General features: G+C 70.7%; 17 protein-coding genes. 7 read left to right on the top strand and 10 right to left on the bottom strand.

Annotation, left to right across the window (positions count from 1 at the left end; genetic code table 11):
* Nucleotides 1-6: 6 nt before the first annotated feature.
* The 3 genes from ABFY20_RS15580 to ABFY20_RS15570 all read right to left on the bottom strand — a co-directional run bounded on the left by ABFY20_RS15580 (nt 7) and on the right by ABFY20_RS15570 (nt 3,011).
* Complete coding sequence (locus ABFY20_RS15580; protein WP_368497153.1) at nt 7-1,038, bottom strand: ABC transporter substrate-binding protein; 1,032 nt, start codon at nt 1,036-1,038, stop codon at nt 7-9.
* Nucleotides 1,039-1,108: 70 nt separating this feature from the next.
* On the bottom strand, nt 1,109-1,984 hold the full coding sequence (locus ABFY20_RS15575; RefSeq protein WP_368497152.1) for an ABC transporter permease: 876 nt from the start codon (nt 1,982-1,984) through the stop codon (nt 1,109-1,111).
* Nucleotides 1,985-1,994: 10 nt separating this feature from the next.
* A complete protein-coding gene (locus tag ABFY20_RS15570) occupies nt 1,995-3,011 on the bottom strand; it encodes an NAD-dependent epimerase/dehydratase family protein (protein WP_368497151.1) in 1,017 nt (338 codons plus the stop codon).
* A 108-nt stretch (nt 3,012-3,119) separates the two neighbouring features.
* Between ABFY20_RS15570 and ABFY20_RS15565 the strand changes: the two genes are divergently transcribed.
* From ABFY20_RS15565 to ABFY20_RS15555, 3 genes are all read left to right on the top strand, one after another.
* Nucleotides 3,120-4,304, top strand: coding sequence for a PucR family transcriptional regulator (locus tag ABFY20_RS15565; RefSeq protein ID WP_368497150.1), 1,185 nt, complete (start codon nt 3,120-3,122; stop codon nt 4,302-4,304).
* Between the two features lie 63 nt (nt 4,305-4,367).
* The gene (locus tag ABFY20_RS15560) at nt 4,368-5,231 is read left to right on the top strand and encodes a hypothetical protein (RefSeq protein ID WP_368497149.1); all 864 of its coding nucleotides are present in this window, start codon (nt 4,368-4,370) and stop codon (nt 5,229-5,231) included.
* A 166-nt stretch (nt 5,232-5,397) separates the two neighbouring features.
* A complete protein-coding gene (locus ABFY20_RS15555) occupies nt 5,398-7,851 on the top strand; it encodes a hypothetical protein (RefSeq protein ID WP_368497148.1) in 2,454 nt (817 codons plus the stop codon).
* A 52-nt stretch (nt 7,852-7,903) separates the two neighbouring features.
* Here the strand turns inward: ABFY20_RS15555 and ABFY20_RS15550 are convergent, their stop codons facing one another.
* The 7 genes from ABFY20_RS15550 to ABFY20_RS15520 all read right to left on the bottom strand — a co-directional run bounded on the left by ABFY20_RS15550 (nt 7,904) and on the right by ABFY20_RS15520 (nt 17,912).
* Nucleotides 7,904-8,902 carry a hydroxyacid dehydrogenase gene (locus tag ABFY20_RS15550; protein WP_368497147.1) on the bottom strand — a complete coding sequence of 333 codons (999 nt, stop codon included), beginning with the start codon at nt 8,900-8,902 and terminating at the stop codon, nt 7,904-7,906.
* The gene (locus tag ABFY20_RS15545; RefSeq protein ID WP_368497146.1) at nt 8,899-9,879 is read right to left on the bottom strand and encodes an acetylxylan esterase; all 981 of its coding nucleotides are present in this window, start codon (nt 9,877-9,879) and stop codon (nt 8,899-8,901) included. Before ABFY20_RS15545 ends, ABFY20_RS15550 begins: the two co-directional genes overlap by 4 nt.
* 21 nt (nt 9,880-9,900) lie before the next feature.
* The gene (locus ABFY20_RS15540) at nt 9,901-13,086 is read right to left on the bottom strand and encodes a glycoside hydrolase family 3 C-terminal domain-containing protein (RefSeq protein ID WP_368497145.1); all 3,186 of its coding nucleotides are present in this window, start codon (nt 13,084-13,086) and stop codon (nt 9,901-9,903) included.
* Between the two features lie 368 nt (nt 13,087-13,454).
* Complete coding sequence (locus ABFY20_RS15535) at nt 13,455-14,534, bottom strand: LacI family DNA-binding transcriptional regulator (RefSeq protein WP_368497144.1); 1,080 nt, start codon at nt 14,532-14,534, stop codon at nt 13,455-13,457.
* Nucleotides 14,535-14,592: 58 nt separating this feature from the next.
* Nucleotides 14,593-15,558 (bottom strand): carbohydrate ABC transporter permease, encoded by a 966-nt coding sequence (locus ABFY20_RS15530; RefSeq protein WP_368497143.1) that lies wholly within the window; start codon nt 15,556-15,558, stop codon nt 14,593-14,595.
* Nucleotides 15,551-16,516, bottom strand: coding sequence for a carbohydrate ABC transporter permease (locus tag ABFY20_RS15525; RefSeq protein ID WP_368497142.1), 966 nt, complete (start codon nt 16,514-16,516; stop codon nt 15,551-15,553). The genes ABFY20_RS15530 and ABFY20_RS15525 overlap by 8 nt, the downstream gene beginning before the upstream one ends.
* 22 nt (nt 16,517-16,538) lie before the next feature.
* Nucleotides 16,539-17,912: an ABC transporter substrate-binding protein gene (locus ABFY20_RS15520; protein ID WP_368497141.1), complete on the bottom strand. Its 1,374-nt coding sequence runs from the start codon at nt 17,910-17,912 to the stop codon at nt 16,539-16,541.
* Between the two features lie 75 nt (nt 17,913-17,987).
* Here ABFY20_RS15520 and ABFY20_RS15515 point away from each other — a divergent pair, with 75 nt between their 5' ends.
* Genes ABFY20_RS15515 through ABFY20_RS15500 form a run of 4 tightly spaced genes read left to right on the top strand, consistent with a single transcriptional unit; the run spans nt 17,988 to nt 23,036 of the window.
* The gene (locus ABFY20_RS15515) at nt 17,988-19,058 is read left to right on the top strand and encodes a LacI family DNA-binding transcriptional regulator (RefSeq protein WP_368497140.1); all 1,071 of its coding nucleotides are present in this window, start codon (nt 17,988-17,990) and stop codon (nt 19,056-19,058) included.
* Nucleotides 19,055-19,972 carry an alpha/beta hydrolase gene (locus ABFY20_RS15510; RefSeq protein WP_368497139.1) on the top strand — a complete coding sequence of 306 codons (918 nt, stop codon included), beginning with the start codon at nt 19,055-19,057 and terminating at the stop codon, nt 19,970-19,972. The genes ABFY20_RS15515 and ABFY20_RS15510 overlap by 4 nt, the downstream gene beginning before the upstream one ends.
* The gene (locus tag ABFY20_RS15505) at nt 19,969-22,326 is read left to right on the top strand and encodes a family 78 glycoside hydrolase catalytic domain (protein WP_368497138.1); all 2,358 of its coding nucleotides are present in this window, start codon (nt 19,969-19,971) and stop codon (nt 22,324-22,326) included. The genes ABFY20_RS15510 and ABFY20_RS15505 overlap by 4 nt, the downstream gene beginning before the upstream one ends.
* Nucleotides 22,326-23,036 (top strand): HAD hydrolase-like protein, encoded by a 711-nt coding sequence (locus ABFY20_RS15500; RefSeq protein WP_368497137.1) that lies wholly within the window; start codon nt 22,326-22,328, stop codon nt 23,034-23,036. The genes ABFY20_RS15505 and ABFY20_RS15500 overlap by 1 nt, the downstream gene beginning before the upstream one ends.
* Nucleotides 23,037-23,058: the final 22 nt, after the last annotated feature.

Below are 23,058 nucleotides of genomic sequence, written 5' to 3'. Positions count from 1 at the left end.
GCTCGCTCACTTGATGTAGTCGTTGGTGTAGTAGGCGTCGAGGGAGTCGGCCGGGGTGAGGCCGGCGTAGGTCGACAGGATCTCCTCGGTGCCGGCCCAGTCGCTCTCGTCGGTCTCGCAGATCGGTGAGCCCTCCGTCGCCTCGGTGTGCAGCAGGGGCACCGCCGCATCGATCTGGGTGAGGGCGAGCTCGCGGTCGAAGCTCGGCACTCCGGCGACGAAGTCGTCGGCGGCCTTCTCGGGGTTGTCGACCACGAACTGGGCGGCCTCCTGGGTGGCCGCGACGAACCGCGTCAGCAGGTCTTCGTTCTCGCCGGCCCAGGCCTTGTTCACGACGATGCCCATGCTGAGCGTGTCGACGCCGAGGTCGGAGAACGCGAGATAGTCCATGTCCTCGCCCGAGGTCTGCTCGATCGCGGGCAGCTGCAGGGTGTAGTAGCCGAGGAAGGCATCGGATGCGCCGGTGAGGACAGAGCTCTGCTTGGCGGCCGGGTCGGCGAGGCCGACCATGTTCACGTCGCTCTCGCTCAGGTCGTTCGCCGCGAGGACGGCCGGGAAGATCTGCGACAGGGAGTCGCCCGGGGTCACCGCGATCGTCTTGCCCTTCAGGTCGTCGAGGCTCGTGATGCCGGCCGACGCGGGGAAGATCGCCGACATCGGGTTGCGCTGAGCGAGCACGCACACCGCCTGCACCGGCAGGCCCTTGCCGACCCCGCCCATCATCGTTCCCGCATCCACCAGCCCGACGGGGTCGCTGCCGGAGGCCACGAGTTGCAGCGTCGACGCCGAACCGGTGCCCTCCTGCGGTTGCAGCTCGATGCCGTGCTCGGCGTAGATGCCCTCCTCCATGCCGGCGAAGAACCAGGGGTGGTCGGCGGCCTCGAAGGTCCAGTTCAGGCGGATGGGGAGCACGTCGAGCTCGGCGCTGCCGGTGGCGGCGGGCGAGTCGGGCGGGGTGGTGCCGGAGCAGGCGGCGAGGGCCAGGGCTGCGGAGCCGGCGAGGACGAGTGACGCCAGCCGGGCGGGGGTCTTGATCACGGATCTCTCCTTTGAGATGTGTGCTGCTGAGATGAGTGGTACGGGATGAGGTGGGTGTGGAGGGCGGGGCTCAGACGGCGGGCCCCGTGGTGACCGTGCCCTCCGAGCGCTGGGAGACGTGCCACGGGATGACGAGCCGCTCCACCAGGGAGACGGCGTAGTAGAGCACGAGGCCGAGAACCGTGAGGATCGCGATCGCCGCGAACAGCAGGGGCGTGTCGAGGTTCGCGTTGGCGCGCAGCAACAGGTACCCGAGCCCCTGGGTGGCACCGACGAACTCGCCGACGACCGCGCCGACCACCGCGAGGGTGATCGCCACCTTCACACCGGCGAAGACGTGGGGGAGGGCGGCGGGAAGCCGCACCTTGCGGAAGATCGACCACTTGCCGCCGCCCATCGACCGCACGAGGCTCGCCATGTCGGGGTTCGACGAGCGCAGCCCGGTCATGGTGTCGAGGAGGATCGGGAAGAAGCAGATCAAGAAGGTGACGAGGATCTTCGGCAGGATGCCGAACCCGAACCACACCACGAACAGCGGCGCCAGCGCGATCTTTGGCACGGTCTGCAGCAGCACGATGAACGGGTACACGACGGTCTCGAACCAGCGGAACGACACCAGGAGCATGGCGATCGGGATGCTCACGATCACGGCGATGCTGAAGCCGGCGAGCACCTCTCCCGTGGTGACGAGCGTCGCCGACCACAGTTCGTCGCGGTTCGTCCAGAGCGATTCCGCCGCGTCGACCGGGGTGGGCAGGATGTAGGTGGGCAGCTCGAACAGCACGGCCACGAGCTGCCAGACGAGCAGCACGAAGAGCCCGACGCCCAGCGTGATGACCCACTTGTGGTTCTTCGACCAGGCGCTTCGGCGGCGCGGCGGTGGGGGAGCGACGGGCGAGTCCCCGTCGTCGGCGAGCTGCGTGGCAGCGGTGGCGGTGTTCGTCATGCCGCCCGCCTCAGAACTCGCCGTTGCGCTGCTGGAACTTCGTGGGCTTGCCGATGGTGGGGCCGGAGGCGGCGACCCAGTCGCCGACCCGCTCGATCATCTGCGCCAGCGTGGTCGAAGGGAACCCGAACTCGGTCTGCAGCGACGAGCCGTCCATCACGTAGGCCGTTCCGGTCTCCACCCCGTCGAACACCGGCCCCTTTCCGAATCGCTCGCCGAACCGCTCGGCGAGCCAGCGGATCGACACGATCTCGGGGCCGGTGATGTTGAGCCGACGAGGGGGCGTCGAGGCCAGATGCAGCGAACGGATGGCGTACTCGGCGACGTCGCGCTGCCAGATGACGCTGGCATGCCCCATGGCGAGCGGGATGGGCGTGCCGTCGTGCACAGCCTGCGCAATCTCCTGAAGCACGCCGTACCGCGTCTCGATCGAGTACCCGAGACGGAAGATCAGCAGCGGTGTTCCGTTCTGCAGCGAGAAGTGCTCGAAGATGCGTTCGCGACCGAGGCACGACATGGCGTACTCGCCGATCGGCCCCGACGCATCCGACTCCCGCGAACCGCCGGTGGTGACGTCGGCGAGCGGGTAGGTGACGAGGGTCGAGAAGGCGACGATGCGTGAGTCGCGGAACCGCTGGGCGACCCGGCCCGGAAGGTAGGAGTTCATCATCCAGGTGTGGTGCTCGTTGCCGGTGGTGCCGAACTTGTTGCCCGCCATGAAGATGACGTTGCGGGCCTCCGGCAGCCCGTCGAGCTCGAGGTCGTCGGTGAGGTCGGCGGGAACGACATCGACGCCGTAGCTCTCGAGCGACTCGCGCGCGGCCGGATCGCTGAAGCGGGCGACGCCGAAGACCTTCTTGTCGACGCCCGCCTCCTCGATGGCGCGGCGGGCCATGATGGCCACGCTCGGGCCGACCTTGCCGCCGACGCCGAGCACCATGATGTCGCCGTCGAGCCTCGCGATGTCATCGATGAGGGCGGGGGTGGGAACCGTGAGGTCCGCTTCGATCTGCTGAATTGCCGTCATGGGCTTCTCCCGGTGTCGTGGGTGACTGCTCTGTCACCCCTCCACAGTTCCAGGTGGACTCTCACAAATCGACGGGATCAACCCCAACGTTTCTCTTAGAATTTTGGGATGGTCTCCCAATCGTTCCGGTACGCACCGAACATCGAGCTGCTCACCGCCCGCGCCGTCGACCTCATGTGGGACAACTACGTCGGGTACTCCGACGACGTCTTCGACAAGAAGGAGCTGATCCCCTCCGTCGCGAAGAACATCGACCTCGGGGTGCGGGTGCTGCGGCGGGGCAGCCCGCCCTCGCGCGACGAACTGCTGCCGGGGCGCGACCTCGGGGGCCGTCGGGCGAGCCAGGGTGTGCCGCTCGAGTCCGTCATCCAGGCCTATCGCTCGACCGAGCGCACCATCATCCTCGACATCTTCTCGGGGTCGCAGGCGTGGCCCGTCGAACTCACGAGCCACTACGCCGATCTCATCATCAGCACCTTCGACCTGCTCACCGAAGAGATGATCAACTCCTACCGCGAGACGGCGTCGGCTATCGAGGCGGCCCAGCGCCGGGTCGAGAACGAGCTGGTGACCGCGATCGCGAACGGTGCCGTGCCGGCCGCGAGCGATCTCGATCGCTGGGCGCACACCCTCCGCATCGAGCAGCAGGGGCCGTGGCTCTCGTTCGCCATCGGCAGCGTGCGCAACGCCGATCACGTGGAGGTGCTGCGACTGCGGCAGCGCATCTCCGCGGCCCTGCAGGCGTCTGTCGCCGGCCCTCTGCTGTTCGGCGACATGGGCAGACTGACGGTGGCGCTCGCCCGGCCCAGGGGGAGCGCCGGCGACATCCAGGAGGCGCTCGCCCGTGCCGTCGACGGCTTCGAGTCGACCGCCGGGTACGCCGTGGGGGTGGGTGGCCCGAGCGGCGACCTGGTTGCGGCGCAGGAGTCGTGCGAGCAGGCGAGGGATGCGGTGGCGATCGCCCTCGGCAGGGTGGCCACGACCCGGGTCGTGCAGTTCGACGACGTGCTCCTCGAGGTGCTCCTCGGGCGCGAGCCGAAGCTCGCCGACCGGCTCGTCGAGAGTCGCCTCGGAGGCCTTCGCGGGCATCCGCACCTGCTCGACACCCTCGAGGCCCTCGTGGCCTGCAACCACTCGCAGGCCGCAGTCGCCAAAGCGCTGTTCGTGCACCCGAACACGGTGACGTACCGCATCAAGCGCATCCAGGAGCTGACCGGCTTCGACCCCCTCACCATGACGGACTTCACGCAGATGGCGACGGCTCTGCTCTGGCTGCGCCCCGATCGGGTGTAAAGGCGTACTCTCTCCCGAACAACGTGTTCGCACGTTGTTCGTAGAAACAAAAGGAGAGACGACATGATGAAACCACGACGCAACGTCGCGCTCGGGTTGTTCGCTGCTGCACTTGCGCTCGCCGGAGCTCTCGCTCCAGGTGTCTCGGCGCAGGCTGATCCTGCATCGTGCCCCGCGCCGGGAACGGGTGGGCGGTCGTCGGCGCTGCCCGCCCCGACCGTGCTCACCGGCAGCGTCCACACGACCGCCGCGAACCAGGTTCTCGACAACGTCGAGATCAGGGGGCGGCTGTACATCGATCACCCGGGGGTCGTCATCCGCGATTCGACCCTGGTGGGTGATGCGTATTACGCCGTCTATTCAACCGCCGGCGGTCTCGGATTCACGATCCAGGACTCCGATGTGAACGGCCCGATCAAGTTCTCCGACGGCTCGACCGTGCGAGACACGCACATCTTCGGGTCGCCCGGCACGATCCTGGCCGACGGCTTGTTCATCGCGAACGATCTCGTCACGATCGACAACGTGCGCATCGAGCAGCTCAGGCCGCTCTACGGCCAGCACGTCGACGGCATCCAGATCACCCGCGGCACGGGCATCTCGATCACGAACAGCTGGATCGACCCGACTCCCGCAAGCGGGATCGTCAACGACACCGTGAATGCCGCCATCTTCACCATGGGTTCGGACTCCGACCCGGTGGCCGACCTCACCATCTCGTGCAACGTGCTCATGCACGCCGTCAACTCCTACTACCCGCTGCGCCTGAACGGCACCCAGGGAACCGTCACGGTCACCGACAACATCGTGTCGGATGCAGTGGGCAGTCCGCCCGTGCGCGTCACCGGTCCGGTGCCGACGACGCTGGTGTGGAGCGGGAACGAACTCGCCGACGGGACCCCCATCTCCGTGCCTGCGCCCTGGTAGGTGCCATCAGTGGGGCGGGAGGCGTCGCCTGACGCCTCCCGCCCCCGTGTGCCGCGTTCTCCGGGACCAGCCCTTGACGGGCGGTCGACGTGGGATTACCGTGCCAACCACATCCGTTTGTTTCAGGAACATCATGAAACAACCGCACCATTCAACGAGGAGTCACGTGCGTACCGATCGAAATCCACCACCCGTTCCCGACCGTCCCGTCTCCCGGCGAAGCCTCCTGCTCGGCACCCTCGTGGGTGCCGCGGCCGTGGGTTCCGTCTCCGCCGCCGGCCAGGGCCTACTGCCCGCCCTCGGTACCGTCCCCGACGCGAGCGGGCTGTTCGACCCGGCGCTGAACGGGCAGCATCCCCGCATCATCCTGGGCACCCGGGTCTCGATGAGCGAGCTGCAGCGCCGCGCGGCCGCGCCGGCGTACGCCGGCTTCGTGAACTCGATGCTCGGCTACGCGACGGCCCGCGCGGCGCTGCCGACGATCACCGGTGCCGGGAACGACGGGGAGTGGCAGACGGTGTACTGGGGTCTGCCGGAGCTCGCGATGTCGTACCTCATCACGGGCGACAGTGCCTACGCCACGAAGGTCCGCAACTGGACGCTCTACGTCGCAGACCCGGCGAACTTCCCCAACTGGGGAGGTGAGAACGGCGGGTCGATGTCGAACGCCGTCGGCCTCATCGGCGTCTCCATCGCCTACGACTGGTGCTTCGAGCTGTTCTCCGAGGCCGAGCGCACGATGATCCGCGACAAGCTCGCCCTGCAGGCCGACCGCCTCATCGCGCAGTTCTCGAACACCGGTATCGCGAACGACGCCTACTGGAAGAACGACCCGCAGCCGAACCACCGTCACTTCCGCATCGACGGCATCGTCACCGCAGCCGCCGCCATCCACGGCGACGGTGCCGCCGACAGCTCGGAGAGCGACGACTACCGACTGGAGTTCGGCCGGAGCCAGCTGCGTCAGGTGCTCAGCTGGATCTCGCCCGACGGCTCGCAGCACGAGAGCATCACCTACGCGACCTACGGCAACGAGCACCTGGTGCGGGCGGTCGACGTGCTGGAATCGGTCGGCGGCGGCGACCTCTGGGCGGAGCCGGAGATCCCGGGCATGGGGGCGTTCAAGATCGACGTCTCGCTGCCGAGGAACGTCGGGCAGTTCTCCTACGGCGACACCGACGGGTCGCTGTACTACTTCAACCCCTACCTCTGGCACATCGCTTCGAAGTACCAGGACTCGCAGCTGCAGGAGTTCCTCCAGCGGGTGTACCAGTCGGGCCCCGCCGGGGTGAGCTCGTTCTTCTACAACGCCTGGAATCTGCTCTGGCACGACGACTCCCTGGCGGCCGCGGGGCTCGACAGCCGACAGACCACGCGTCTCTACCCCGACCTCGGAATCCTCGCGTCGCGGACGGACTGGAGCGCCGACGCGGTCTCGCTGCACCTCAAGGCGGGAGTGATGGGAGGCGTGCGCCTCAACGAATGGCGCGACCGTCTCGGCCCGAACTCCCGCTACATCAACGTCGGCCACGACCACCCCGACGGCGGCCACTTCAGCCTCTCGTTCGGCGGAGCCGTCTTCGGCGCGTACGCACCCTACGGGGCCTACCTCACGAAGCAGACCAACGCTGTCGTGGCGGGCTCCGACGTGGGCCAGGCCGGGGAACGGGCGTCGGGGTTCACCCAGCCGTACACCGACATGCGAGGCCGGGCCTCCATTCCCGCCGTCAACGCCATCGGCGCCGACACCGTGGTGGTGGCCGACACCACGGGTCTCTACGCGGCCCCGAGCACTTCGGGCATCACCCGGGCGCGGCGCACCATCGCCTACGTCGACCGGCAGGCGGCGATCGTGCTCGACGACGTGACGGTCTCCTCCGCGAGGAACATCCACTCGCTGTTCCACAGCAAGGGGACGGTCTCCGCGGTGACCGGCGGGAGCGACATCGCGCAGACGGTCGGCTCCTCGACCGTCACCGCGCGCTACCTGCAGGCCTCGCCCGACAGCGGCGCGACCTTCACCAACGGCACCGGTCTGCTGCCCGAGCTCGGCACGACCTGGCGCACCACGGTGCCCGGCGCGACCTCGGCCCGCATCGCCACCGCGCTCGTGCCGCAGCGCTCGGCGGTCGACGCCGCCACGCTCACCTCGGCGGCGAGCGGCAGCCAGTTCAGCGCCGAGCTCGCCCGGCCGAACCGGCTCGACACCCTCGCCATCGCGACCAGCGGCGACGGCTACGGAGTGCTCTCCGTCGCCGGAGCCTCGGGCAACGGCCGGGCACTGCTCGTGCGCAGCGAGGGCTCGACGCCGGTGCCCACCACGCTGACGGCGGTCGACGCGACCTTCGTGGAGTTCGGTGGCGCCCGGGTCGAGGTGAGCGGCGGCCGGCGCAACCTCCGGCTCGCGACGAACGGCACGGCGATCACCGTGCAGGTCGACGCCGTGGCCCCTGGCGCGACCCCCGCCGCGAACCTCACGCTCGGGCTGCTCGACCCCGGCGCGTTCAGCGTGACCGTCGACGGTGAGCTTCGCGACTACTACACGGTGGGATCGAACGGGCGCATCACCGTCTCGCTCGAGCCGTCCGTGCCGCACACGCTCGTCTACGACCTGCCCTGAGGCGGTCGAACTCGGGGCCGGCGGGTCTGCTCGAGGAGCGGGCCCGCCGGCCTCAGGCGAGCACAGGCAGCAGGCGGTGGTCGATCGCCCCGTGGAGCGGCTCGCCGCGCCCATAGCGGCGCAGCTCCTCCACCATGAACGCGCCGAGCGAAGCGACCTCGGTGCCCTGCACCCCCGCAGCATGCGGTGTGCAGAACACGTTGGGCAGTCGCAGCAGCAGGTCGCCGGGCTCGAGCGGCTCGGGGTCGGTGACGTCGAGGATCGCGTCGAGGCGCCCGCTCGCGCACTCCACGCGGAGCGCGTCGTGGTCGACCAGCGCGCCGCGGGCTGTGTTGACGAGCGTGGCGCCGTCTCTCATCAGCGCGAGCCGCCGCGCATCCATCATGCGACGGGTCGCGGCGACATCCGGAGCGTGCAGCGACACGATGTCGCTCGAGGCGCAGAGCTCGTCGAGCTCGACCTGCCGGGCGCCGAGCCCGGCGACGACGGCGGGGTCGACCACGGGGTCGTACACCGACACGTCCCAGCCGTCGTCGACGAGCCGCTCGATGACGCCGCGCCCGATCGCCGACGCACCGACGATTCCCACCGTGGTGCCCGGGCGGCCGCGACGGCCGCGCACCGGCACGAAAGACCCCTCACGGTAGCTCTGCGCGAGCGGGAAGATGCGGTGCGCGGCGAGCGTGATCACCGCCACCGTGTACTCGATCACCGGCTGTGCGCCGAGCGCGGCGGCCGAGGTGACCACGAGACCGGCGCGCCAGCCGGCATCGTGCACGGTGCCCTTGATCGAGCCCGCCGCATGGAAGACGGCGCGGAGCTTCGGCGCGCGAGCGAGCAGCTCGTCGTCGACCGGAAGCGCACCCCAGCTGGTGACCAGCACCTCCGCCTCGGGGAGGCACCCGGCGACCGCGTCGTCGAGGCTCGTCAGCGGGCGGGGGTCGAGCAGCTCGACCACCTGCTCGAGCTCGGCCCGCAGCGCCGGCGGGAACACCTCCTGCACGACGTCGCTCCACATCGACAGCAGGGCCTTGGGCCGCCCGGCGGTCATGCCGCGCACCTCTCGCGCACCCACTCCACCGCCCGCCACGCCTGGTGGGCGCCTCCGCCCTCGTGCCCGTTGTAGGGGTAGACGGCGATCTCCTTGTCCGTGCCGCCGTAGCGGTTGAACGCCGCGAAGACCGTGCGCGGTGCGCAGACCGAGTCGGCGAGCGCCACGGAGAAGAGCGCGGGCGCCTGGGCGAGGGTGGCGAGGTTCGCCACGTCGAAGTACGACAGCGTGTCGAGCACCAGGCTCTCCTGGTCGCGGTTGACCATGAGGTACTGGAGCACCTCGCCGTAGCCCGAGGAGTAGTCGGAGGTGAGGGTGAGGGCCTCGGGGAAGTCGGAGAGGAACGGGACGTCGGCGACGACCCCTGCGAGATCGTCGAGGAGGCCGGCGGCGGCGAGGGCGATCCCTCCGCCCTGGCTGACGCCGCCCGCGAAGATCTGACCGGCCTGCACCTCGGGGATGCTCCGCATCGCCTCGACGGCGCGCACGGCGTCGACGAACACCCGACGGTAGTAATAGGTGGCGGGGGAGGCGATGCCCCGGGTGACCCAGCCCGCCGTCTCGGGGCCGGTGCCCCCGTGCGGGTCGGGCGTGGCGCCCGCCGTCCAGGCGCCGCCCTGCCCCCGGGTGTCGACGGCGAGGTGCGCGAACCCCGCCTGTGGCCAGAGGTGGGGTTCGTGGGCGAGTCCGCGGCCTCCGCGGTAGCCGTGGAACTCCACGAACCCGGGCACCGGCTCGCCCTCGGGGTGCGTCGGCAGGCGCAGCCAGGCCCGGATGTGGTCGCCGCCGTACCCGGCGAACGAGAAGTCGAACACACGCAGGCCGGGGAAGCCGAGCTCGACCTCCTCCCGCTGCACGTCGAGCGGCAGCTCCCGGGTGAGCGCGAGCGTGTCGCTCCAGAACGACTCGAAGTCGGCGGGCAGCGTCAGGGCGGGCGAGTGCTCGCGGAGCTGCTCGAGGGGAAGGTCGGAGTGCATGGGATCCTCGAAGATGGTGGGTCAGGTCGTCGACAACGCGATCGACTGCGGGAGGTCGGTGGCGGAGAAGCCCACCCTGGCGGTGAACTCGCCCGGCTCGATCTGCCAGGCGTGCTCTTCCTCCGACCAGTGGGCGAACTGCCGGCGGGGCAGACGGATGCGCACCTCGGCCCGGGCGCCGGCGTCGAGCTCGATCGACGCGAACCCGCCGAGCCAGAGCGGCGGTCTCGACACGGTGGAGTCGGGCCGCGAGAGGTAGACCTGCACGACCTGCCTGCCGCGGCGGTGGCCCGTGTTGCCGACATTCACGACGATCACGGTGTCATCGCCGCCGTCATCGCCGTCGCTGTCCTCGGTCTCCACCGCGATGTCGCCGAGCCGCCACGAGGTGTACCCGAGCCCGTGGCCGAACGCGAAGGCGGGCCGGTTCGTGCCGAGGGCCCAGGCGCGGTGGCCGATCGCGATGCCCTCCTCGTACCAGAGCGTGCCGTCGGTCGGCACGACGTTCTGCACGGGGGCGTCGGCGAGGCGGTCGGGCCAGGTCGTCGGCAGCCGGCCACCCGGCTCCGCGCGGCCGGTGAGCAATGCGGCGACGCCGTCTCCGAACTCCTGCCCGCCGAACCAGGTGAGCAGCACCGCCGCCACCCGGTCGCGCCAGGGCAGCTCGACGGGAGCGCCCGCACTGACGACCACCACGGTGCGGGGGTTGGCCGCCGCGACCGCCTCGACGAGGGCGTCGTGGGCGGCGGGCAGCGAGAGGTCGGTGCGGTCGCGACCCTCGGTCTCGATGCGTGCATCCGTGCCGACGAAGACGACGGCCACGTCGGCGGCCGCGGCCGCCGCGACCGCGGCCGCCCTCGCCTCGGCGGCGCCGACGGCATCTTCGAAGAGCCGCCCGATGCGCACGTCGAGGATGCGCAGCTCGAGGTCGTGCGGAGCGTGGGCGACGACCTCGATGCGCACGGCACGCCCGGCCACCGCCTCGACCGTCGCCGACAGGGGCGACTCGTGGGGTTCGGCCGTGACGCGGGTGCCGTCGACGGTCAGCGATCCGCCGGCCGGCAGTTCGACGACGATCTCGACCGGTCCGTCGCGGTGGAACAGTGCGTCGAACTCCGCCGTCATCTCGCGGGCGGCGGTGGGCAGATCGCCGAGCCAGATGAGGCGCGAGGAGGAACGCAGCTCGTCGCTCAGCAGGCGGCCCGCCGCATCCGTGAGGCGCACCCGCACAGCGCTCGGAGTGCCGTCGGGCGCGCGGAGCTCGGAGGCGGGGAAGGCCTCAGGGTGCTCGGCGACGACGCCCGCGTGCTCGGTGACCTCGAGACCCGGCACGGCCCGGAGCGCCTCCGCCGGGGTGCTGACGCGGTCGGGGACGACCGCGGCGCTGCCGCCGCCCTGCGTGCGAGGCCGCACCGCTCCCGGGCCGATCACAGCGACCTTCATCGTGGTCTCGCCGACCGGGAGCGGGAGGGTGCCGTCGTTCGCGAGCAGCACCGAGCCCCGTTCGAGCAGCAGCCGGGCCGTCTCGGCGGCGCGGGAGTCGGAGGCGGCGACTCCCACCCGGTGGTCGGCCCCGAGCGCGCCGACGCGCTGCGCGAGCGTCAGCAGATGGCGCACCTTCTCGTCGAGCGAGTCGATGGCCACCTCGCCCGACCGCACGGCAGCGAGCAGCCCGTCGTCCCAGACGCCGCCTGGCTGCCCGTCGGAGCCGGGCATGGCGAGATCCTGACCGGCGGAGGCCGAGTCGAGCGACCGCACCGCCGACCAGTCGGAGACCACTACGCCGTCGAAACCCCAGTCGGTCCGCAGGGGGTCGCGCAACAGCTCGTGCTCGGTCATGCGCACCCCGTCGACCGAGTTGTAGGCGCTCATCACCGTCCAGACGCCGGCGGCCACCGCATCCTCGAACGGTCGCAGGTAGAGCTCGCGCAGTGTCGTGTCGTCGACGTCGACCGAGACGGTCATGCGCTCGGTCTCGGAGTCGTTCAGCACGTAGTGCTTGGCGCAGGCGCCCACGCCGTTGTCCTGCAGCCCGGCGATGTAGCGCACGGCGAGAGCCGAGGTGAGGAGAGGGTCTTCCGAGAACGACTCGAACGACCGCCCGCCGAGCGGGGTGCGGTGAAGGTTCACGGTGGGCCCCAGCACGACGTCGACTCCGTGACGGGCGGCCTCGACGGCGAGTTCGGTGCCGACCTGGTAGGCCACCGACGGGTCCCAGCTGGCCGCCAGCGCACCGGCGGAGGGGAGGTTGAGCGAGGGTTGCCGTTCGTCCATCGAGGGGCCGCGCACCCCGGCCGGCCCGTCGGACAAGACGATCGGGCGGAGGCCTATTCGCGGCACGGCCGCGGTGGTCCAGAAGCCGCTCCCGCTGACCAGCGCGACCTTCTCCTCGAGCGTGAGGGCCTCGAGCGCGTCGTCGACGGTGCGCACGGGGGTGCGCGGTTCGAGGGGGAAGCGCTCCAGCCATGAGTCGGCGGCAGCCAGTGCATCCTCCAGCGGTGGCAGGTCGGGATGCCAGCGCAGCTCCCACTCGAGACCCAGCCGGCCGTCGTAGCCGCGGGAGTCGAGCTGGGTCAGCACCTCGCCGAGCGGCAGCGACCCGGCTCCGGGGAGTACGGGCAGAGGGTCGCGACGACTCGCGATGTCTTTGATCTGCACATGGCGGAGCCATGGCGCCAACAGCGCAGCGGTCGTGCTGACCGGCTCTCCGGCCGCCCAGGGGTGCGCGATGTCCCAGACGGCGCCGACGCGCGCGTCGTCGACCGCGTCGAGCACCCTGGCGACGGCGAGCCCGGTGGAGTGGCTGTCGTGGGTCTCGAGCCAGATGTCGACTCCGGCGTGGCCGGCGGCAGCCCGCAGGCGGCGCACGATCATGGCGTCGTCGCCGCCGCCCGCGAACACCCGGATGGCCGTGAACCCGAGGTCGCGGGCGAGTTCCGCCTCGGCGCGGAGGCCGGCGAGCACCCGCTCGTCGTCGGCCTCGGTGCTGCCGAGTGCGACGTAGGTCGAGAGGCAGACCCGATCCACCCCGCCGAGCGCGGCGGCCACGGAGGCCCGCTGGGACGCATCCAGCCCCGGATGCGCGAACGAGTCGTCGGCCGACCGCAGTTCGATCGCGTTCCATCCCGAGGTCTCGGCGATCCCGACGACCTCTTCGACGCTCGCGGAGGGGCAGCCCAGTGTGGAGAATGCACGCCGTCGTGTCATGAAATCGGATCCTCACGAATGTGATTGCGGTGGGAGCGTCGCGGAGAAACGCTATAGAGACACTACAGAAACAAAACGTAGAAACAAAGCGCAACGCGCATCCGCCGGGCCCACCGAGGTGCTGTGCTCGCCGACGACGCCGCCGATCCCTTCGTCGTGGCGGTCGACCTGCTGAGCCAGGCCGGGAACGGCCCCGACTCCCCGGCTCGGTGGGCAGTGCGGGCGCGCCGCGCGGGTGGAGTCGTTCGAGGGTCACGAGCGATCGTGCGACGTGCGCGCCTGGAAGTACGGGAAGGCCGAGTTGCCGTGGCTCCCGGCGAGCATGGCCTGAGCGGCGGCCCCGGGGTGCGGCCGGCGTGCGACGGGCGCTACGCCCGCGGGGGCGCCACCGAGTCGCGCACCACGACGTGGGTGCCGAGCTCGACCGCCGAGCCGGGGAGACCCGAGACCGGCTTCTCGACGGCGAGACGCGCGGCCTCCCAACCCAGGTCGAACACCGGGAGGTGCACGGTGGTGAGGTTGGGGCGCACCTGCAGCGCCACCTCGTTGTCGTCGTAGCCGACCACCGAGATCTCTCCCGGCACGTCGACCCCGGCGTCGTGAAGCGCCCGCACCACCTCGACGGCGTGGAAGTCGCTGTTCGCGACGATGCCCGTCACCTCGGGATGCTCCTCGAGCAGCCGCCGCGTGTTGGCGTAGGTGGGGTCGCTGGTGCGGATGCGCCGGCTGCTGCTCGGCTGGAACTCCTCCGTGTAGGCCACCTCGAGCTCGAGGCCGAGCGCGCCCAGGGCTCGACGCACGCCGAGCAGACGGCCCTCGGTCGTGGAGTGGTTGCGCACGCCTCCGACGAAGGCGATGCGGCGATGTCCCTTCGAGGCGAGATAACTCGCGACCGCGAACGCGCCGCCCTCGTTGTCGTAGCCGACGCTGAGGGTGCCGGGGTGGGTGCCCGTGTCGTCGGGCCGGGCGCACAGCACCAGCCCCGCATCCACGTCGCCGAGCATGGTGAGGTAGTCGCCGAGCCGGTCGGGGTAGTCGTCGGCCCGCTGCATGCCACCGACGAAGACCAGGGCGTCGAGCTCGCGCTGCCTGGCGGCGAGCCGCACGATGTCGCGCTCCCGATCGAGATCGCCCTCCGTCGGGAAGATGGTGCAGATGCGGCCGTTCTCGGCGGCGGCGGCGTCGATGCCGGCGGTGACGCCCGAGACGAGCGACGATCGCACGTCGGTGACGATCACGCCGATGGTGCGCGTCGCCTCGCGCCGTCGGGTACGCGACTCGGAATAGCCGAGCTCCCGCATCGCGCCCACGACCTTCTCGCGCGTCGCGCCCGAGATGGGGTACGAGCCCGAGAGCACCCGCGAGGCCGTCGAGAGGGAGACCCCGGCGAGGGCGGCGACCTCACGGAGGTTCGCGCGCCGCACAGAATTCTCGGGGGCTTGCTTCATCGAGACCTCCTCACGCCGTCCATCTCACCGACACTAGCTCAGCCGATCCTCGGCGGCGTCACCCCTTGATGCCGTTCGCCATGCCGACGCTGCGGAGGAACTGCCGCTGGAAGATCAGGAACAGCACGATCGGCACGAGGAGCGACAGGAACAGCGCCGCCATCATCGCGGAGTACTCGAGCGACGGCTCCACCCTGGGCAGCGCGACCGAGATCGGCTGCACCTCGGGGTCGGGCAGTACCAGCAGGGGCCACAGGTACTCTTTGTACGCCGAGACGCAGCTGAGCAGCGCGAGCACGCTGATGATGGGCCGGGAGAGCGGGATCACGATCGACCAGAGCACGCGCACAGGCCCGGCGCCGTCGATGCGGGCCGCCTCGATGAGCTCACGCGGGATGGAATCGAAGAACCGCTTCGCCAGCACGAGCGAGAACGCACTGGCGCCGGCGGGAAGCCAGACCGCCCACATCGTGTTCAGCAGGCTGATGCCGAGACCGGGCAGGTCGAGCACCGTCAGGTAGAGCGGCACCAGGGAGATGACGCCGGGGATGAACAGGGTCGCCAGCACCGCCCAGTACACCACGGCGCCCCAGCGCGGCCGGAGGATGGACAGGCAGTACGCGCCGGTGATGCACACCACGAGTGTGACCGCGGCGCTGCCGAGCGCGAGCCACAGGGTGTTCAGCAGGTACTTGTAGATGCCGAGTTCGTTCCAGACCACGGCGTAGTTGCTGAAGTCGACCCCCGAGGGCCACCAGCCGAGCGGGTCGCGGATGAGGTCGGCAGTCGTCGAGATCGACGCCTTGGCCAGCCAGATCATCGGGAACACCGCTGCGACGACGAGGCCGACGAAGACGAGGATCTGGACGACACGGAGGGTCCAGCGCACTCGCGGGTCGTGACGGTCGCCCCACGACACCGCCGAGCGCACCGCCTCGTCGTCGGCGCTCCGGGGAGAGCGCCGCCAGAAGCCGCGATCGCGCACGGGCGCCGCTGCCTCCTCGCGGATGTCGAGGTCAGTCATTGTCACTCCATCTCCGGGTGGCGAACTGGTAGGCGACCGAGATGAGCGCCAGGGCGAGCGCCAGCAGCACGCTGAGTGCCGCCGCCGCACCGTAGTTGGAGTTCACGAAGCCGTACTGGTAGATCATCATCAGCACCGTGATCGAGGCGTTGTTGGGCCCGCCTCCGGTCAGCAGCTTGGGTTCGTTGAACACCTGGAGCGTGCCGATGATCTGCAGCAGCAGCAGGATCAGCACGACACCGCGGATCTGCGGGAGCGTGACGTGCCAGATGCGTCTCCACACCCCGGCGCCGTCGAGTTCGGCGGCCTCGTAGAGCTCGGGGCGCACGCCGCCGAGCGCCGCGAGGTAGATGATGACGGCGGTGCCGGCTCCCGCCCAGGTGCTGGCCACCACCATCGACGGGATGACCATCTGCTCCGAGTTGAGCCAGGCGAACGGACCGAGACCGATGCTGCCGAGGATCGAGTTGAACAACCCCTCCTCGCCCGGCAGGTACATCACCTTCCAGAGCAGGATGCCGACGACCGGGGGGATCACCACGGGCAGGTAGGCGAGGGCGCTGAACAGGCCCTTGCGCCGGCGGAGTTCGGCCATCACCACGGCGAGCGCGAGAGGGAGAGGTGCGCCGATGAGCAGAGAGATCGAGGTGAAGGCGATCGTGTTGGCGACTGCCTTCGGCAGCACCGGGTCGGTGAGCACGAACTCGAAGTTCGACCACCCCACCCAGGTGGTGGTGAGGAAGTTGGTCTTCTGGAGCGACAGCACGACGCCGCTGACGATCGGCCCCCAGGCGAAATAGGCGAAGACGATCACAAGGGGGGCGCCGAAGACGATGGCCCAGAGACCGCCGCCCTTCACCCAGCGTGAGAGGCGGACGCGAAGGGGACGTCGGGGCGCCGCCCCGACTCCCAAGTCCTTGAAGGCTCGGGAGCCGGAGGCGGCTGTGCGCTGCTGCATCATGAGGTGCTGAGTGCTCCGGTCATCCCTGCGAGATGATGCGGTCGATGCGCGACGAGGCGTCGGACACCAGGGCAGGGATGTCGGCGTTCTCGTCGGTCAGCGCCTGCTGCACCGTGGGAGCGAGGTCGGCGTAGACCTCCTGGGCGCGGGTGGCGGGCTCGGGCACCAGCGGGATGACCGTCAGGGAGTCGGTGTACCCGGTGAAGTGCGCGGGGTCGACGTTGATGTAGTCGGCGATCCACTCGCGGTACTGGTCGTAGGCCTCGGGGCTGAGCGGCGACAGACCCGGGAGCCCGACGACCCCGCCGTCGGCGACGATCGCCTTGGCGTTCGCCACGGCCGTCTCCTCGTCGGTGTACTTGCCGAAGTAGTAGAAATCGACCCACTCGGCGGCCGCGGTGAGCTGCTCCGGCGTCGACTTCGGGTTGAACATCTGCACGTTGCCCGAGAGCAGCGCGCCCTCCTCGCCGCCGGCCTGGGGAACGTGGGTGGCCCCGATCGTCGACAGGTCGAGCTCGTAGACGTTGTTCAGCCACTCGTAGGTCTGCACCGGGGCGATGAACATGCCGGCACGGCCGGCCGCGTACTCCTGCATGAGCGTCTTCAGGCTGAACAGCACGGTCGACCCCATCGACTTGTCGGTCCAGTACATGTCGTGCACCGTCTGCAGTGCGTCGACGCTCTCGGGGCTGTCGAGGGTGACCTCGCCGCCCGTCGGGTCTTCGACCGTGCCGCCGTGCGAGTAGACGGTGGCCGTGTAGATCCACCCGCCCTGGCCCTCCTCCGTCATCTGGAGATAGCCAGGCGCCCCGGTCTTCTCGGTGATGGTCTTGGCTGCCTCCCGCACCTCGTCCCAGGTGGCCGGCGGGTCGTCGGGGTCGAGGCCCGCCTGCTCGAAGAGCTGGCGGTTGTAGATGAGGCCCAGGGCGTCGACCGAGGTCGGGATGCCGTAGACGTTGCCGGCGTCGTCTTGGGCCTGCTTCAACGTGTCGGGGTTCACGCGGTCGACGATGCCGAGGGGCTCGACGATGCCCGTGATGTCGGCGACCTGGCCGTTGTCGATCACCTGCTGCGTGTTGGTGAACGGCACCGACATGACGGTCGGCATCGTGCCGCCGGCCACGAGGGCCGAGAACGAACCGTTGTCCCAGCGCGTCTCGCTGGTCTCGATGGTGACGTTGGGGTGTTCCTCCTCGAAGGAGTCGACGGCGTCGAGGAACCCCTTGCGGGCGGCCTCGGCCTGCGTGCTGGGCAGGTCGCCGACCGTGATGGTGACGGGGGCGTCAGGGTCGACCTGCGGCGCGGCGGGGGCGGATGCGGTGCAGCCTGCTGCGGCCAGCGTGACCGCGCCGACCGCGACGGCGGCGATGCCGTGTCGAATTCGGAGCTTCATCGTTGAGTCTCATTCTCTCTTGGGCACTGTTCTCGTGGGAGTGCGGAGATCGGCGAAGACCCCCCGCGATTGGCGATGCTAGTTGAACTAATTCAAATGTGCAAGGATGGACGCAGCACGAACCGGATGCACCAGGAGAGCGGGAAGATGGCTGAAGAAACACCGACGTCGATCGCCGATGTCGCCACACGCGCCCGAGTCTCCGTCGGCACGGTCTCAAATGCTTTGAACCATCCTGAACGCGTCTCGACCGCCACCCTGCGCCGGGTGCGCGCTGCGATCGACGAGCTGGGCTGGACGCCGTCGGGGCGCGCCCGCAAGGCGCCGGGGCGGCTGGAGACCATGGGCGTGGTGCTCGTCGACGCCTCGTCGTCGCGGGCCGCCGTGCTGGAAGGCATCCAGGAGCGCATCCGGCGCACCGACGTCGAAGCCCTCACGGCGTTCACCGACGGAGACCGCGAGCGACTGCTCGGTGCCCTGAACGCCTTCGAGCGGCTCGGAATGCACAGCATCATCCTCGAGTCAGGGGAGGGCACCGACCAGCTCGCCGAGTCGCTGACCTCCCGAGGCACGGCCGTGGTGATCGCCGGCGCCTCGAGCTCGTCGCGGCTGTCGGCGGCGGCCGTCGACGACGATGCGGCCTGCCGGCTGGTGGTCGAGCACCTCCTCACCGGCGGTCGGCGCCGCATCGTGCTGGCGCACGACGGCCGCGAGCCGGTCCGCTCGGCAGGGCGGGCGGCTGCCGCCCGGGCGGCAGCGAGCGACTCAGGGTTCGACCCCGACGCGGTGCTGATCGAGCAGGTGCTGCCCGGCGTGGGTGCGGCCGGCGGGCGCGCCGGAAGCGAGTTCCTCCTCGACCGGCGGGTGCAGTTCGACGCCCTCGTGTTCCCCGACGACTCAGCGGCAATCGGGGCCTGGCAGAACCTCGTCGAGCACGACCGCGCGGTACCGGGCGAGGTCGCCGTGGTGGGCTGCGGCGATTCCCCCGAGAGCGCGGCACTGGGCATCACGACCGTGCGACTCCCGCTGCACGCGGTCGGCTACCACTGCGCCGAGATGCTCCTCACTCAGCGCCGTGACCCCCGCACCGCCCGCCTGAAGCAGGTGCTCCCCGTCGACCTCGTGATCAGGAACTCCTCGCGATGACACTGAACCCGCTCCTCCGTGACGCGCTGGCCGGAGTCGGCGACTGGAACGACTACGAACGCGTCCTCGGCGCCCTCACCGAAGGCTACCGCCCCCCGCCGGTCGAGGTGGAGACCCGTTCCCTCGCGGGCCCCCACGGCGCCGTCCCGCTCCGCCTGTACCGCTCCGACCGCTCGGGGGAACGGATGCCCGGTCTGCTCTGGGTGCACGGGGGAGGCTTCACCGGGGGCTCGGTCGACATGCCGGAGGCCGACGTCGTGGCCCGCGAGCTCGCCCACCGCGCCGACGCGCTCGTGGTCACGGTCGATTACCGGCTCGCAGGGCCCGGCACCCTCTTCCCGGCCGGTCTCGACGACGTGCAGGCCGCGTGGCTCTGGCTCGCCGACCACGCCACCGAGCTGGGCGTCGATCCGGCCCGCCTGCAGCTCGGCGGCTGCTCTGCCGGCGGCAACCTCGCCGTCGCCGCGGCTCGGCGCGAACGCGACGCCGGCCGCCGGGTGCCCGCCGGGTTGCTGCTCGGCTATCCCACCCTGCACTTCCCGACCCCCGCGAGCGAAGGTCTCGGGGTCGAAGAGCTGCCCGAGATCCTCCGCTTCACCCCCGAGCACAACCTCGCCATCCTGCAGGGGTACCTCGGGCGCATCCACGACATCCCCGCCGACGTCATGCCGGGGCACGGGTCGGTGGAGGGTCTGCCGCCGACCCACCTGGCGCTCGGCGGGGTCGACGAGCTGCGCGCCTCGGGCGAGCTGTTCGCCCGGCAGCTGCGCTCGGTGGGCGGGCGTGTCGTCGTCGACGTCGCCGAAGGGCTCCCGCACGGGCACCTCAACATCCCGCCCGTGCCCGCGCTGCCGGAGATCGAGCGCAGTCTGGCGCGGCTCGCGGAATCGCTCCGCAGGGGCGTGGCTGCATGAGCTGGACGGCGCGGTTCATCTCGTCGCGCGACGAGGGCACGGCCGCCCCGCTGTTCCGGCGCGAGGTCGTGCTGCCGACAGGTCACGGCGAGGTCGTCTCGGCGGTGCTGCGGCTCGCGGCGCACGGGGTCTGCGAGGCGAGCATCGACGGTCGCCCGGTCTCCGACGAACTGCTCGCACCCGGGTGGACGAGCTACGAGTGGCGCACGCGGTACTCCGAGCACGACGTGACCGAGCGCGTACGGGGCGAAAGGTTCGCGATCGGCATCCGCGTCGGCAACGGGTGGTATCGCGGTCGCCTCGGCTGGGAGGGGGCCCGCGCGCTCTACGGGAGTCGGCTCGCCGTGATCGCGGAGCTGCGCATCCGCTTCGCCGACGGGCACCACCACCTCGTCGCCACCGACTCGGAATGGCGCACCTCGACGGGTGAGACCATCGCTGACGACCTCTACGACGGTCAGCGGATCGACGCCCGGCGCGCCCGGCCCGGCTGGGACCGTCCCGGGTTCGACGACTCGGAGTGGGCCCACGTCGAGGAACTACCCTCCGACACGTCGGAGCTGGTGGCCTCGACGGTTCCGCCGGTGCGTCGTCTGCGCGAGATCGCCCCCGCCTCGATCGCCCCGAGCCCGAGCGGCCGGATGATCGCCGACTTCGGGGAGGACATCGTCGGGTGGGTTCGGGTGACCGTCTCGGGGGCTGCCGGATCGCGCATCACCGTCAGGCACGCCGAGGTGCTTGAAGAGGGTGAGCTCGCGATCAGACCGCTGCGTTCGGCCCGCGCCACCGACGAGTACACGCTGAGCGGGGGAATCGACGTGTTCGAGCCCACCTTCACGTTCCACGGCTTTCGCTACGCCGAGATCGAGGGGTGGCCGGGTTGGCCCGCGGGGTCGGCCTCCGACCGGGTCGCGGCAGACGTCGCCACAGGTCTCACCGCTGTCGTCGTGGGTTCCGATCTGCCACGCATCGGGCGGTTCTCCTGCTCCGACCCGGAGCTCACCCGGCTGCACGAGAACGTGGTGCGGAGCGCGCAGGGCAACTTCCTCTCCCTCCCCACCGACTGCCCGCAGCGCGACGAACGACTCGGCTGGACGGGAGACATCGCGGTCTTCGCCCCGACGGCGGCGTTCCTGTTCGACGCGCAGGCCTTCCTCGCCGACTGGCTGCGCGACCTCGCCCTCGAGCAGCAGGCCAACGGCGGAGTGGTGCCCTACGTCGTGCCCGACCTGTTCCGGCACACCGGCATCCCGCCCGCCCTCGAGCCCTTCGACGCGACGGCGGTCTGGGGCGATGCGGCCGCCTGGGTGCCGTGGGCGCTGTGGCAGGCCTATGGCGACCCCGCGGTCCTCCGCGAGGCCTACCCGTCGATGGCCGCGCACGCCCGCCGGGTGCGTTCGTTGCTCTCGGCCGACGGGGTCTGGGATGCGGGGTTCCAGTTCGGCGACTGGCTCGACCCGACGGCGCCTCCCGACGACCCGATGGCGGCGGCAGCCGATCCCGGGGTGGTGGCGACCGCTTCGGCCTATCGCACCGCGCGCATCCTCTCCGAGACGGCGGCCGTGCTCGGGCGCTCCGGTGACGTGGCGGAGTTCGAGGCGCAGGCCGAAGCGCTCCGGGCCGCGTTCCGCAGGCTCTTCGTCAGCGACCGCACCATCACGAGCGACTGCGCCACGGTGTACTCGCTCGCGATCGTCTTCGGTCTCCTCGACGACGACCAGCTCGGCTGGGCGGGCGACAGGCTCGCCGAGTCGGTGGCCGCCTCCGGCCACCGCATCTCGACCGGATTCGCCGGGACACCCTTCGTGCTCGACGCCCTCACCCTCACCGGGCACCTCGACGACGCCTACCGGCTGCTGCTGCAGCGGGAGTGCCCGTCGTGGCTCTACCCGGTGACCCTCGGGGCGACGACCATCTGGGAACGCTGGGACAGCATGCTCCCGAACGGCGCGGTGAACCCCGGTGAGATGACGAGCTTCAACCACTACGCGTTCGGAGCCGTCGCCGATTGGATGCACCGGTCGATCGGCGGGCTCGCACCGGCGGAGCCCGGGTACCGCCGCATCCTCGTCGAACCTCGCGTCGGCGGGGGCATCTCCTGGGCCGAGACCTCACTCGAGACGCCCCTCGGACGCGCGTCGGTGCGGTGGGAGCTCGAGGGAGAGCGGGCGCACCTCGCGGTCGTGGTGCCGCCCGGCTCGACAGCGCTGCTGCGCGTCGGCGACCTCGAGCGCGAGCTGGCGGGCGGCAGCCACGAGCTCACCGTGCCGGTGTCCCCATCCGTGTCGGCGGCGGCGGCGCCCGTGCCCGCGCCGAACCCTGCGTCGTTGAACTCGCCGCGGCCGGTCGCCTGATGCGTGCCCGACCGGCGACCGAGCCGCACGGCCCGACGCCGCTCGCGATCTTCGACCTCGACGGTACGCTCGTCGACTCCGGCGCGAACATCCTCGCCGGCCTCCGTGCGACCTTCGCCGCGCTCGGGCTGCCGGTGCCAGACGACACGGAACTCGTGCACTACATCGGGCCACCCGTGCGGCACTCCTTCCGTCTCCGGGCCGGCCTCGACCACGCCGACGCGGAGGAGGCCGGGCGGCTCTACGGGCGCATCTCCGACGAGCGCTTCCGCGACGGGGTGAGCGTGTACCCGGGTGTCCGCGAGGCCCTGGATGCGCTGGCCGAGAACGGTGCACGGCTCGCGATCGCCACCTCGAAACCCGAACCCCAGGCCCTCGCCCTGCTCGACGAGCACGGCTTGAGCGGGGGCTTCGAGGTCGTGGTGGGCTATCGGCCCACCGGGGAGCGGGAAAGCAAGGCGGAGATCATCCGCGAGGTGCTCGACCTCGTGGCCGGCCCCGGCGGGACGGCCGAGGCCGCGGTGATGGTGGGCGACCGGGAGCACGACCTCACCGGCGCGTCGGCCAATGGCATCCCCTCGGTCTGGGCGGGCTGGGGATACGGCTCGCCCGAGGAGGGCGCGTTCGCCACGCTCACGGCCGCACAGCCCGAGCAGCTCGCCGACGCGGTCTGGAGCGTGATCGGCCCGGTCCACCGGCCGAGCCGCTGAGTCTTCCGCCGCGCCCCAGCTC

This window comes from Herbiconiux sp. A18JL235, assembly GCF_040939305.1.
Classification (GTDB): Bacteria; Actinomycetota; Actinomycetes; order Actinomycetales; family Microbacteriaceae; genus Herbiconiux.
This window is presented reverse-complemented; position numbering and strand designations above follow the sequence as displayed.